We start from the raw sequence: 11873 nt of genomic DNA on the forward strand, positions 1-11873 counted from the left end.
GTGAAGAGAACTCCAACCCGCCCCCCGAGCGCTCTCCGGCCCCCGGCGAACCGGGAGTCGATTGATTGCTCTGCATATCCATGGCCGTTATTTCGTTCGTGAAACTAATTATGTCAACCCCAGCGAGCCAGCTTCTGCGCAGGGATGAGGCGATGAATGGGACAATTCTCGGGCAAAACAGGCAGTTCCCAGAGAATTGGCAAATCCTGTTAATTCGGACTTCAAATTTCTGGTGAGATGGCGCGTGCGGACGCTTGCCTCCCTGCCCTATCTGCGGGATCAGGGGTCTGCGATGACTCGCGAAGGCTGAAGGAGTTGGCATGGAGAGCCGCGTCAGTGACGCCCTGGTGGCGATCCGCCGGATCGTCCGGGCCGCCGAATTCGCCTCGCGGGACCTGGCCCGGACCACCGGCCTGACCCCGTCCCAGCTCATCGTGCTGCAGATCGTCGCCCGGGAGGGCGAGCCTGGCGCCGGCGCCATCGCCGAGGCCGCCCGGCTGAGCCAGGCCACCGTCACCGCCCTGCTGGACAAGCTGGAGGCTCGCGGCCTGGTGATCCGCAACCGGGGCAGTCAGGATCGCCGCCGGGTGTCGGTGGAGTTGACAGCCGAGGGCCGACGCACCCTGGCCGACATGCCCGACGTCCTGCAGGACCGGTTCGCCGCCCGCTTCGACAAGCTCGCCGACTGGGAACAAGCCTCGATCATCGCCGGCCTGGAGCGGGTCGCCGCGCTCTTGAACGCCGAAGGCATCGACGCCTCGCCGGTGCTGGATGTGGGGGCGTTGGACTAGGGGGCGGGCGCTGTCGTCCCCTCCCCCTCGCCCCATTCCACTCCCGTCATTCTCGGCCCTGTGCCGAGACTCACTCTCGCCGCCTGCGCCCGCCCTCGACAGGGATGCTCGCCACAAGGGCGAGCATGACCCGGTGGGGTGGCCGCGGCCTGGAACGAGCAGCCGCAGTGGGCGCACAGGGGCCCCTTAGCCGCCCGCCGGGTTTGATCTTCCGCGGCGCCTCTCACCATGCTGGTATCTGCTGAAACCAGAGGGGGCGGGAATGAACATCCGAACGGCGCAATGTGCGTGTCGCGCCTGCGAAGTTGAGGTTGAGGGCGAACCGGTCAGCAGCGGACTTTGCAGTTGCGACAACTGCAAACGGCGCACGGGCGCTCCGTTCGGTTGGTCCGTCTATTTCCGCGATGAACAGGTCAGGAGAGTGGAAGGTCCGCTGACAGTCCTCCAAGGCCTGGGCAAGCGCTGGTTCTGCTCGACCTGCGGCTCGACCCTCTATTGGAAGTCCTTCGGGGCGTGGAGACCCGGCCAGACCGGGTTCGCCGGAGGCTGCTTCGCCGATCCGACGCTGCCATCCCCCACGATCGCGGTGCGCTGCGCTCAGGGGATGCCGTGGGCCGGCTACCCCGCTGGCTGCGCCCTGTTCGACGACATGCCTCCGAGCGCCCCAGCTCCGGTATCGTGAGCGTCCGTGGTGAAGGACGCCCCGGGGACCTCTACCCCGTCCGCTTGACCAGAGCTGAGCGGCCGGGCCTGCACGCGGGCGAGTAAGGGAGCGTTCACATGGGCGAAGAGGGCTTGGTCGCGAGGGGGCGCCAAGGCGGCGCCCGCGCCTTCGCGCAACCTAATTGCCGTCATTCTCGGCCTTGTGCCGAGACTCCATTGTGACGCTTGTGCCCGCCCTCGACAGGGATGCTCGCCACAAGGGCGAGCATGACGGGGTGTTGATGGATGAGCGTGGGAATACCCCCCTCACCCCTTCAGCTTCTCCGCATGAAACGCCACGTGGTCGGCGATGAAGCTGGCCATGAAGAAGTAGGAGTGGTCGTAGCCGTCGTGGCGGCGGAGGGTCAGCTTCTGGCCTACGGCGGCGCAGGCGGCTTCAAGCAGTTCGGGCTTGAGCTGTTCGGCCAGGAAATTGTCGCCTAGGCCCTGGTCCACCAGGATGTCGTCGAAGCGGCCCTGGGCGGCGCCGGCCTCGATCAGCCGAGCGGCGTCGTGGTCCGCCCAGGCGGCGCGGTCGTCGCCCAGATAGGCGGTGAACGCCTTCTCCCCCCAGGGGCAGCGAGTGGGCGAGCAGATCGGCGCGAAGGCCGAGACGGAGCGGAAGATGTCCGGGTGGCGCAGGGCGAGGGTGAGCGCGCCATGTCCGCCCATGGAGTGACCGGAGACGCCGACCTTCTCCCGCGCAATGGGGAATTGCGCGACCACCGTCTCCAGCAGTTCGCCGGTGACATAGGTCTCCATCTGGAAGTGCGGCGCCCAGGGGGCCTGGGTTGCGTCGAGATAGAAGCCCGCCCCCTGCCCCAGGTCATAGGCGGGATCGTCGGCCACGCCCTCGCCGCGGGGGCTGGTGTCCGGCGCCAGGATCGCCAGGCCGTGGGCGGCGGCCGGGCCATAGGCGCCGGCCTTGGTGGTGAAGTTGTCCTCCGTGCAGGTCAGGCCTGAGAGCCAGACCAGCAGGGGAAAGGGTCCCTCCCCCTCCGGCAGAAAGAGGGAGAAGCGCATGGGCGTGCCGGTGACCGCGCTCTGGTGGCGGAGATAGCGCAGGGTCCCGCCGTGGACGCGGTGCTGCTGGACGATCTCGAGGCTCATCGGCGCGCTCAAAAGACCACGACGCTGCGGATGCTCTCGCCCGCATGCATCAGGTCGAAGGCCTTGTTGATGTCTTCGAGCGGCATGGTGTGAGTGATCATCGGGTCGATCTCGATTTTCCCGTCCATGTACCAGTCGACGATGGTCGGTACGTCGGTGCGCCCGCGGGCGCCGCCGAAGGCCGTGCCCTTCCAGACCCGGCCGGTGACCAGCTGGAACGGTCGCGTGGCGATCTCCTTGCCGGCCTCGGCCACGCCGATGATGATGCTCTCGCCCCAGCCGCGATGGCAGGCCTCCAGCGCCTGACGCATGACCTGGACATTGCCGGTGCAGTCGAAGGTGTAGTCGGCGCCGCCGCCGGTCATCTCCACCAGATGGGCGACCACGTCGCCGGAGATTTCCTTGGGATTGACGAAGTGGGTCATGCCGAACCGCCGGCCCCATTCCTCCCGGTCGGGATTGATGTCGACGCCGATGATCATCGAGGCGCCGACCATCCGCAGGCCCTGCAGGACGTTCAGCCCGATGCCGCCCAGGCCAAAGACCACGGCGTTGGCGCCCGGCTCAACCTTGGCCGTATTGGTCACCGCGCCCACGCCCGTCGTCACGCCGCAACCGATATAGCAGGCCTTGTCGAAGGGCGCGTCGGACCGGATCTTGGCCAGCGCGATCTCCGGCAGGACCGTGAAGTTCGAGAAGGTCGAGCAGCCCATATAGTGATGGACCATCTGGCCTCGATAGGAGAACCGGCTGGTGCCGTCGGGCATGACACCTTTCCCTTGGGTGCTGCGGATCGCCGTGCAGAGGTTGGTCTTGCGCGACAGGCAGCTTTTGCACTGGCGGCATTCGGGTGTGTAGAGCGGGATCACGTGATCGCCGGGCTTCAGGCTGGTGACGCCGGCGCCCACCTCGACCACAACGCCCGCGCCTTCATGCCCCAGGATCGAGGGAAAGACCCCTTCGGAATCCAGGCCGTCCAGAGTGTAGGCGTCGGTGTGACAGACGCCGGTGGCCTTGATCTCCACCAGCACTTCGAAGGCCTTGGGACCTTCCAGATCCAGCTCGACGATCTCCAGGGGCTTCTTGGCTTCAAAGGCGACGGCGGCGCGGGTCTTCATGGCGGGGCTCCCTGGAGTGGATGGTCCCTGGTGGCGCCTTGAGCCCGCCGGATCAAGCGTGAGCGGCGAGAAGTCGAACGGCCGGGCGTCTTCGGTGTTATGGTGACGCCACCATGGCGGGTGGAGCCTGCGCCCGCGAACGCCAAGGGAGAGTTTGATGTCCGGCCGCGCGCCGAACGGGACAATATGGAGACAGGCGGCGGGGCTCATTCTGGCCGGCCTGGTCATGACCCTCGCGGGCGTTGGCCTCACCACGGCCCAGACTCCTGGCGCCCAGACTCAGAGCGCGGGGGCCGCCCCCCTGGTCCTGGTCTTCGACCTGGACGGCGCGGTGGGACCGGCGACGGCGGAGTATCTGCAACGGGGCCTCGCCACGGCGGCCGAGCGCCAGGCGAGCCTGGCGGTCATCCGCATGGACACGCCGGGTGGTCTGGACTCCTCCACCCGGGACATCATCGCCGACATCCTGGCCTCGCCCGTGCCGGTGGCGGTGTTCGTCACCCCGGCCGGCGCCAGAGCCGCCAGCGCCGGGACCTATATCCTCTATGCGAGCCATCTGGCCGCCATGACGCCCGGCGCTCACCTGGGGGCTGCGACGCCGGTGCAGATGGGCGGCTCAAGCCCTCTGATGCCCGACAGGACCGAGGAGACCGACGAGGACTCCAAAGGCGCGCAACCTGACGCCATGACCGCCAAGGTCACCAATGACGCCGTGGCCTATATCCGCAGTCTGGCCGGGCTGCATGGCCGCAACGCCGACTGGGCCGAACTGGCCGTGCGTCGGGCCGAAACCCTGACCGCGACCGAGGCCCTGGACCAGGGGGTCATCGAAGTCCTGACCCGCGACCTGGACGGCCTGTTGGCGGCTGCCGATGGCCGCACCGTCATGCTCAATAGCGAGCCAAGGACGCTGAACACGGCGAACGCCCAGGTGGAGACCCTGGCGCCCGACCTTAGGGCTCAGATCTTGGCGGTGATCACCAATCCCAACATCGCCTATCTGCTGATGATGATCGGCATCTATGGGCTGATCTTCGAGTTCACCTCGCCGGGAGCCATCGGCCCTGGCGCGGTGGGCGCGGTCTCCCTGCTGCTGGGCCTCTTTGCGCTCAACATGCTGCCGGTAGACTATGCCGGCGTGGCCCTGATCGCCCTGGGGATCGGCCTGCTGCTGGTGGAGGCGCTCGCCCCCGGGTTCGGCATCTTCGGCGCGGCCGGGGCGCTGGCCCTGGCCCTGGGGTCGGTGATGCTGTTCCGCGACGTTCCAGGCTTCAGGATTTCACCCTATGTGATCCTGGCCACGGTGGGCCTCAGCCTGACCTTCTTTGTGATTGTCCTGCGCGCCGCCGTGCAGTCGAGCCGCCGCGCTGTGACCACCGGCCAGGCCGCCCTGCTCAACGCAAAGGGTGTGGTCCAGAGCTGGGCCGGCGGCGAAGGCTATGTCCACGCCCAAGGCGAGGACTGGCACGCCCGGTCCGCAGCCCCCCTCGTGCCTGGCCAGGCGGTGCATGTCGCCGGCCGGGACGGTCTCACCCTCATCGTCGAACCCGATAACCCCGCCTGAAGGCGGAGAAGGATCAAGCCCATGTTCGATATCGCCAGCTTCGGCGCCCTCGCCATCTTCGTCATCATCATCCTGCTGCAGGCGGTGAAGGTGATGCGGGAGTACGAACGCGCCGTCGTCTTCACACTCGGCCGCTTCACCGGCGTGAAGGGGCCTGGGCTGATCCTGCTGATCCCCATCGTGCAGCAGATGGTGAAGGTGGATCTGCGCACCATCGTGCTGGATGTGCCCAGCCAGGACCTGATCAGCCGCGACAACGTCTCGGTGAAGGTTTCCGCGGTGCTCTATTTCCGGGTCATCGACGCCGACCGGGCGGTAATCCAGGTGGAGAACTACATGGACGCCACCAGCCAGCTCGCCCAGACCACCCTGCGCTCGGTGCTGGGCAAGCACGACCTGGACGACATGCTGGCCGAGCGGGACAAGCTGAACCAGGACATCCGTGCCATCCTCGACAGCCAGACCGAGGACTGGGGCATCAAGGTCGCCAATGTGGAGATCAAGCACGTCGATATCGACGAGAGCATGATCCGCGCCATCGCCCGCCAGGCCGAGGCCGAACGGAACCGCCGGGCCCGGGTCATCAACGCCGAGGGTGAAAAGCAGGCCGCCCACGCCGTGCTGGAGGCCGCCCAGACCCTGGCCACCATCCCCGAGGCGATGCAGCTGCGCTACCTCAACACGCTGTCGGACATCGGGGCGGACAAGAACACCACCATCGTCTTCCCCATGCCCATGGAGATCGGCACGGCGCTCGCCAACATGGCCAAGCCCAAGGCCTGACCCTTCGTTAGGCCGAGGCGACGATCCCGGCGTCGTGCAGGCGGGCGATCTCGCCTGCGACCAGGCCAAGCCGTTCGGCCAGCACCTCCTCCGTGTGCTGGCCGAGCCGCGCGGCGGGGCGGGCCGGCGCCCGGACATCCTGCGGCAGGGTGGCCGCATAGCCCGGAACCGGATAGGTCTGCCCGCTCACCTGGGTCAGGTCTGAGAAGATCGGATTGCCCTTGAAGAGGCGCGGATCCTCCAGGGCTTGGCGCAAGGTCTGGTATGGTCCCCAGCAGACGCCTAACTGCTCGAACCTGGGGATCAGGTCTGCGGCCTGGGCGCGGGCAAAGCCGGCCTCGAAGATCGGCATCAGGGCGTCGGCATGGGCGAAGCGCACGCCCTCGTCCTTGCTGAAGTCCGCGCCGCGCGCAGCCTCCACCGCCGCCACGGCCTCACCCACTCCCAGCACCTCGATCAGGCCGGTCCACTGGCGCGGCGTGATGGCCACCACCATCAGGCGCTGGCCGTCGCGGGTGACAAAGTCGCGGCCAAAGGCGCCGAACAGGGTGTTGCCCTGGCGGGGACGCTCGCCTTCGCCCGCCAGGATCTCGGCGGTCATGCCCATATTGGCCAGGGCTGAGGCCGCAACATCGGACAGGGGAATGCGGATCTCGCGCCCCTGGCCGGTGCGCATCCGCGCCAGCAGGGCGGCGACCATGTTGAAGGCGGCATAGGCGCCGGTGAGCAGGTCCCAGGCCGGCAGGACGTGGTTCACGGGCCGCGGATCATCGGGATGGCCGGTCATCAGCGGGACGCCGACGGCGCTGTTGATCGTGTAGTCGACGCCCGGCCCGCCATCGGCCCAGCCCATGACGCGGACGCAGATCATGTCCTCGCGGATGGCCTTGAGCCTGTCGTAGGCCAGGAAGCCTTCGACCGGGAAGTTGGTGACGAAGAGGCCGCCGTCTTCGCCGGGCGCGGCGGCCAGGCGCTGGGCCAGCTCGCGCCCCTCGGGGTGAGACAGGTCCAGGGCGACGGACTTCTTGCCCTTGTTCAGCCCCTCCCAGTAGAGGCTCGATCCGTTGGGGGCCAGCGGCCAGCGGCGGAAGTCCGGGCCGCCGCCGATATTGTCGAAGCGGATCACTTCGGCGCCCAGCTGGGCGAGATAGAGGCCGCAGGTGGGGCCGGCGATGAAGGCCGAGCCCTCGACCACGGTGAGGCCCTTCAACAGGTCGTACATGGGCGTGTTCCTCCCGTAGCTTCGCGCCGTCAGACGCCCGGCCTTAGCATGTCGCCCGGTTGACGCTGGGGACGCCCTGGCCCTGGCTGGCCGGGGAGTGTCATATCCTGCCTGCCGACTCGCAATCGCCCATCCGGAGGATGCTTGGTCCAGTTCCGATCGCTCCTGTTCACCCCGGCTAACCGGCCTGACCGCTTCGCCCGCGCCCTGGAGAGCGGCGCCGACGCCGTCTGCCTGGACCTGGAGGATGCGGTGGCGCCGGCCGACAAGGCCAGCGCCCGGGCCAGCGCCCTGGAGTTCCTGGCCCAGCGTCCCAAGGGCGGCGTGCAGGTGGGGCTGCGGCTGAACGGCCGGACCACCCCCTGGTTCGCCGACGACCTGCGGGCCGCGGCTCCCGCAGAGGCGGACTTCTTCATGATCCCCAAGGCCTCCGGCGCCAACGAGTTCGGCATGCTGCAGCGGGCGCTGGGGGACGCGCGTCCCTTCTGGCCCCTGGTGGAGACGCCCGAGGGGCTGATGCGCTGCTGGGACATCGCCGAGGCGCCGGGGGTGGGCGGGGTCCTGTTCGGGGCCTTCGACTACAGCGCCGAGGTGGGCTGCGACATGAGCTGGGAGCCGCTGCTCTTCGCCCGCAGCCAGATCGCCGCGGCCTGCGCCCGGGTGGGCGTCCAGGCCCTGGACGCGCCGCCGGGCCTGGTGGGCGAGCCCGAGGTGCTGAGCGCCGAGACCGACCGGGCCAGGCGCCTCGGCTTCACCGGCCGGGCCTGCATCCATCCCGATCAGGTCGGACCAGTGAACGCCGTCTATACGCCAAGCGCCGAGGAGGTGGCCCGGGCCCTGGCCGTGGTCGAGGCCTTTGAGGCCGCCGCCGGCGGCCCGGCCCTGGTGGATGGGAAGCTGATCGAACTGCCCGTGGCCCGCGCCGCGCGGCGCATCCTGGAACGGGCGAAAGGACGGGACTGATGAAGACCATCAAGGAGATCGCACCGGGGCGCTACCGGGAGACCTTCGGTCGCTACTATGACGACTTCGTCGTCGGCGATGTTTACGAGCATCGCCCCGGCAAGACGGTGACCGAGGCCGACAACCACCTCTTCACCCTGCTGACCCTCAACACCCACCCGCTGCACTTCGACGCCGAATACGGAAAGCAGACGGAGTTTGGCCGCAACCTGATCGTCTCGACCTATACGCTGGCCCTGCTGATCGGCATGAGCGTCAGCGACTGCTCGCAGAAGGCCATCGCCAATCTCGGCATGGACGAGGTCAAGTTCCCCGCCCCGGTCTTCGCCGGCGACACCCTCTATGGGGAGAGCGAGGTGCTGGCCAAGCGGGAGAGCAAGTCGCGGCCCGGCCAGGGGATCGTCACCATCCGCACCCTGGGCAAGAACCAGGACGGCAAGATCATCGCCACCTTCCGGAGGGACATGCTGATCCCCGCCCGGGGCCAGGCGGTGGAGGACAAGCCCGGCAGCAACTACTAGAAGCGTCACCATAAGAAGACCGGTCGGGGAGAGCGGGACGATGACCACGCCCAAGGACGCCACAGACGCCACCCTGCGGGCCCATGCCGCCCTGCGCGCCCAGTTGCCGGCCGACGACGGTCAGGACTGGGCCGACGCCCGTCGCGGCTATATGGGCTCCATCCCTGACGCGAAGATCGAGAACGCCACCGGCGGCGTGGTCTGGAACATGGGCGCCTTCGCCTTTGAGGAGCCCGAAGAGGCGCCGCCCACGGTCAATCCCAGCCTGTGGCGCCAGGCCCGGCTGAACGCCCTGCACGGCCTCTTCGAGGTGACGCCAGGCGTCTATCAGGTGCGCGGCTTCGACCTGTCGAACATCACCTTCATCGAGGGCGAGACGGGCTATCTCGTCATCGACCCGCTGATCTCGGCCGAGCCGGCGGCCGCGGCGCTCGCCCTCATGCGCCAGCACCGCGGCGACAAGCCGGTGACCGGCGTGATCTACACCCACAGCCACGTGGACCACTATGGCGGGGTGCGCGGCGTGATCTCCGATGCCGATATCGCCGCGGGCATGCGGATCATCGCTCCAGAGGGCTTCCTTGAGGAGGCGGTCAGCGAGAACGTCCTGGCCGGCAACGCCATGGGCCGGCGGGCGACCTACATGTATGGCGCGCTTCTGCCACGCAACGCCCAGGGGCACGTGGATTCCGGCCTGGGCAAGACCACCTCCATGGGGTCAGTCAGCCTGATCCCGCCCACCGAGAGCATCAGCAAGACCGGCACGAAGCTGATCGTCGACGGGATCGAGATCGAGTTCCAGGTGACGCCCGACACCGAGGCGCCGGCGGAGATGAACTTCTTCTTCCCGCAGTTCGGCGCGCTCTGCATGGCCGAGAACTGCTCCTGCCACCTGCACAACATCTACACGCCCCGCGGCGCCCAGGTGCGCGACGCCAAGCGCTGGGCCTTCTATATCGACGAGGCCGCCGACCTGTTCGGCGACCGCACCGAGGTCCTGTTCGCCAGCCACCACTGGCCCCGCTGGGGCCAGGACCGGGCGCGCAAGTTCCTGAAGAAGCAGCGCGACCTCTACAAGTTCATCCACGACCAGACCCTGCGGATGGCCAATCACGGGATGACGCCGCTGGAGATCGGCGAAGCGCTCAAGCTGCCCCCAAGCCTGGAGGCCGAGTGGTACACCCGCGGCTATTACGGGACGCTCAACCACAACGCCAAGGCGGTCTATCAGCGCTATCTCGGCTGGTTCGACGGCAATCCCGCCCACCTGCATCCCCATCCGCCGGTGGAGGCGGGCAAGCGCTATGTGGACCTGGCCGGCGGGGCCGAGCCGCTGCTGGCCAAGGCGCGCGAGGCTTTTGCAGCCGGCGACTATCGCTGGACCGCCGAGCTGGTGAACCACCTGGTCTTCGCCCAGCCCGACAACGCCGAGGCGCGCGAGCTGCAGGCCGACGCCCTGGAACAGATGGGCTATCAGGCCGAGTCCGGACCCTGGCGGGCCTTCTATCTGACCGGCGCCCAGGAGCTGCGGCATGTGCGGCCGCCCTCGCCGACCCCGCGCCAGGGGGCGGCGGGCCAGATCCGCAACCTGCCGGCCGAACAGCTGCTGGACTCCCTGTCGGTTCGGCTGAATGGCGAGCGGGCCGGCACGCTCGAGGTCGCCCTGGACCTCACCTTCACCGACACCGGAGAGCGCTTTGGTCTGAGCGTCGAGAACGCCGTCCTGCACCACGCCCGTGATCGGGCGGCCCCGGGTGCTACGCCAACCCGACTGAGCCGCGCGACCCTGGTGGCCCTGGTGCTGGGGGAGACCGATCTTGCCGCGGCTCTGGCCGGAGGCGAGGTCGAATCCCCGCGCCCCGACGACCTCGCCGCCCTGCTGGCCGCCCTCGACCGCTTCGACTTTTGGTTCGAGATCGTCCTGCCCTAGGGTCGCCATCTCTATAGGCGCCTGCAGAAACTCTGGAGGGTCTGGGCTTTAATTCCCACTATCTCGATAGGTTTGAATCTGTTTCACTCGCCATTCCTCGAACGGGAGAGCGAGATGAGCATCGATCTGAACCGAAGGGCCGCCCTGATCGGCGGACTGGCCAGTGTTGGGGCCCTGGCCGCATGCGCGCCGCGGTCGAGCACTGAGGGCGCCGCAAAGTCCCTGCTCAATGTCAGCTATGACCCCACCCGGGAGTTTTATCGGGACTACAATGGCCTCTTCGCCCAGTTGCAGCCTGAACTTGCCCGTGGTCTGCGCGTGGAGCAGTCCCACGGTGGGTCAGGCAAGCAGGCCCGCTCTGTGGTCGATGGCCTGGAAGCCGACGTCGTCACCCTGGCCCTGGCCGCCGACATCGATGAACTCGCCAAGCGGGGGCTGATCGCTGCGGACTGGGCCGGGCGTCTGCCAGACAACAGCGCGCCCTACACCTCGACCATCGTCTTCCTGGTTCGAAAGGGTAACCCAAAGGCCATCCGGGGCTGGGATGATCTGGTGAAGCCCGGCCTGGAGGTCATCACCCCAAACCCCAAGACCTCCGGCGGCGCCAGGTGGAACTACCTTGCCGCCTGGGGCCACGCCCTCAAGCAAGGGGGTGACGAGAAGGCGGCCAGGGACTTTGTCCGCGCGCTGTTCCAGCAGGTGCCTGTGCTCGACACCGGCGCGCGGGGTTCGACCACGACCTTCGCCCAGCGGGGGATCGGCGATGTCCTGCTGGCCTGGGAGAACGAGGCCTTTCTGGCGATCGAGGAGTTGGGGGCCAGCGGCCTCGACCTCGTCGTGCCGGCCACGTCGATCCTGGCGGAACCTCCGGTCGCGGTGGTGGACCAGATCGTCGAGCGGCACGGGACCCGCCCCCTGGCGGAGGCCTATCTCGAGGGACTCTATGCCGCCGAGGCCCAGGACCTGGCCGCGCGACATCACTTCCGGCCGCGCAATGTCGACGTCGCCGCCCGCTATTCAGACAGAATCGCCCGGGTGGAGATGACCACCATCGCCGATTTCGGCGGCTGGCCCGCGGCCCAGGCCAAACACTTCGCCGATGGCGCCGTGTTCGATCAGATCTATCAGCCGCAATGAGCCGGGCCCTGTCTCTCGCTGTGGCGGCCAAG

11 protein-coding genes are annotated in these 11873 nt (G+C 68.0%); 8 read left to right on the forward strand and 3 right to left on the reverse strand.

Translation table 11 applies throughout. The annotated features are described in order from the left end of the window. Positions 1 to 320 precede the first annotated feature (320 nt). A complete protein-coding gene (locus Q8N19_RS14505; protein WP_305591868.1) occupies positions 321 to 791 on the forward strand; it encodes a MarR family winged helix-turn-helix transcriptional regulator in 471 nt (156 codons plus the stop codon). A 262-nt stretch (positions 792 to 1053) separates the two neighbouring features. Continuing rightward, positions 1054 to 1473: a GFA family protein gene (locus Q8N19_RS17005; RefSeq protein ID WP_371133868.1), complete on the forward strand. Its 420-nt coding sequence runs from the start codon at positions 1054 to 1056 to the stop codon at positions 1471 to 1473. A gap of 287 nt (positions 1474 to 1760) precedes the next feature. Here Q8N19_RS17005 and fghA read toward each other — a convergent pair whose 3' ends face one another. Continuing rightward, entirely contained in the window at positions 1761 to 2603 is an 843-nt protein-coding gene (fghA, locus tag Q8N19_RS14510; protein ID WP_305591870.1) for an S-formylglutathione hydrolase, read from the reverse strand. Between the two features lie 8 nt (positions 2604 to 2611). After that, positions 2612 to 3721, reverse strand: coding sequence for an S-(hydroxymethyl)glutathione dehydrogenase/class III alcohol dehydrogenase (locus tag Q8N19_RS14515; RefSeq protein WP_305591872.1), 1110 nt, complete (start codon positions 3719 to 3721; stop codon positions 2612 to 2614). Positions 3722 to 3947: 226 nt separating this feature from the next. Here Q8N19_RS14515 and Q8N19_RS14520 point away from each other — a divergent pair, with 226 nt between their 5' ends. Both Q8N19_RS14520 and Q8N19_RS14525 read left to right on the forward strand, forming a co-directional pair. Next, on the forward strand, positions 3948 to 5285 hold the full coding sequence (locus Q8N19_RS14520) for a nodulation protein NfeD (protein WP_305591874.1): 1338 nt from the start codon (positions 3948 to 3950) through the stop codon (positions 5283 to 5285). A 21-nt stretch (positions 5286 to 5306) separates the two neighbouring features. Then, positions 5307 to 6068 carry a slipin family protein gene (locus tag Q8N19_RS14525; protein WP_305591876.1) on the forward strand — a complete coding sequence of 254 codons (762 nt, stop codon included), beginning with the start codon at positions 5307 to 5309 and terminating at the stop codon, positions 6066 to 6068. 7 nt (positions 6069 to 6075) lie between these two features. Here Q8N19_RS14525 and Q8N19_RS14530 read toward each other — a convergent pair whose 3' ends face one another. Next, positions 6076 to 7290 (reverse strand): CoA transferase, encoded by a 1215-nt coding sequence (locus Q8N19_RS14530; RefSeq protein ID WP_305591877.1) that lies wholly within the window; start codon positions 7288 to 7290, stop codon positions 6076 to 6078. 144 nt (positions 7291 to 7434) lie between these two features. Between Q8N19_RS14530 and Q8N19_RS14535 the strand changes: the two genes are divergently transcribed. From Q8N19_RS14535 to Q8N19_RS14550, 4 genes are all read left to right on the forward strand, one after another. After that, on the forward strand, positions 7435 to 8253 hold the full coding sequence (locus Q8N19_RS14535) for a CoA ester lyase (protein WP_305591879.1): 819 nt from the start codon (positions 7435 to 7437) through the stop codon (positions 8251 to 8253). Further along, the gene (locus Q8N19_RS14540) at positions 8253 to 8774 is read left to right on the forward strand and encodes a MaoC family dehydratase (RefSeq protein ID WP_305591881.1); all 522 of its coding nucleotides are present in this window, start codon (positions 8253 to 8255) and stop codon (positions 8772 to 8774) included. Before Q8N19_RS14535 ends, Q8N19_RS14540 begins: the two co-directional genes overlap by 1 nt. Positions 8775 to 8814: 40 nt before the next feature. Then, on the forward strand, positions 8815 to 10704 hold the full coding sequence (locus tag Q8N19_RS14545; RefSeq protein ID WP_305591883.1) for an alkyl/aryl-sulfatase: 1890 nt from the start codon (positions 8815 to 8817) through the stop codon (positions 10702 to 10704). A 114-nt stretch (positions 10705 to 10818) separates the two neighbouring features. Then, a complete protein-coding gene (locus tag Q8N19_RS14550; protein WP_305591884.1) occupies positions 10819 to 11841 on the forward strand; it encodes a sulfate ABC transporter substrate-binding protein in 1023 nt (340 codons plus the stop codon). Positions 11842 to 11873: the final 32 nt, after the last annotated feature.

This window comes from Phenylobacterium sp. (assembly GCF_030693405.1).
Lineage (GTDB): Bacteria > Pseudomonadota > Alphaproteobacteria > Caulobacterales > Caulobacteraceae > Phenylobacterium.

Coding starts and splice junctions, on each gene's coding strand:
- Q8N19_RS14515 (WP_305591872.1), bottom strand. CDS start 3,721: ATGAAGACCCGCGCCGCCGTCGCCTTTGAAGCCAAGAAGCCCCTGGAG.
- Q8N19_RS14550 (WP_305591884.1), top strand. CDS start 10,819: ATGAGCATCGATCTGAACCGAAGGGCCGCCCTGATCGGCGGACTGGCC.
- Q8N19_RS14540 (WP_305591881.1), top strand. CDS start 8,253: ATGAAGACCATCAAGGAGATCGCACCGGGGCGCTACCGGGAGACCTTC.
- Q8N19_RS14545 (WP_305591883.1), top strand. CDS start 8,815: ATGACCACGCCCAAGGACGCCACAGACGCCACCCTGCGGGCCCATGCC.
- fghA (WP_305591870.1), bottom strand. CDS start 2,603: ATGAGCCTCGAGATCGTCCAGCAGCACCGCGTCCACGGCGGGACCCTG.
- Q8N19_RS14520 (WP_305591874.1), top strand. CDS start 3,948: ATGACCCTCGCGGGCGTTGGCCTCACCACGGCCCAGACTCCTGGCGCC.
- Q8N19_RS17005 (WP_371133868.1), top strand. CDS start 1,054: ATGAACATCCGAACGGCGCAATGTGCGTGTCGCGCCTGCGAAGTTGAG.
- Q8N19_RS14530 (WP_305591877.1), bottom strand. CDS start 7,290: ATGTACGACCTGTTGAAGGGCCTCACCGTGGTCGAGGGCTCGGCCTTC.
- Q8N19_RS14505 (WP_305591868.1), top strand. CDS start 321: ATGGAGAGCCGCGTCAGTGACGCCCTGGTGGCGATCCGCCGGATCGTC.
- Q8N19_RS14525 (WP_305591876.1), top strand. CDS start 5,307: ATGTTCGATATCGCCAGCTTCGGCGCCCTCGCCATCTTCGTCATCATC.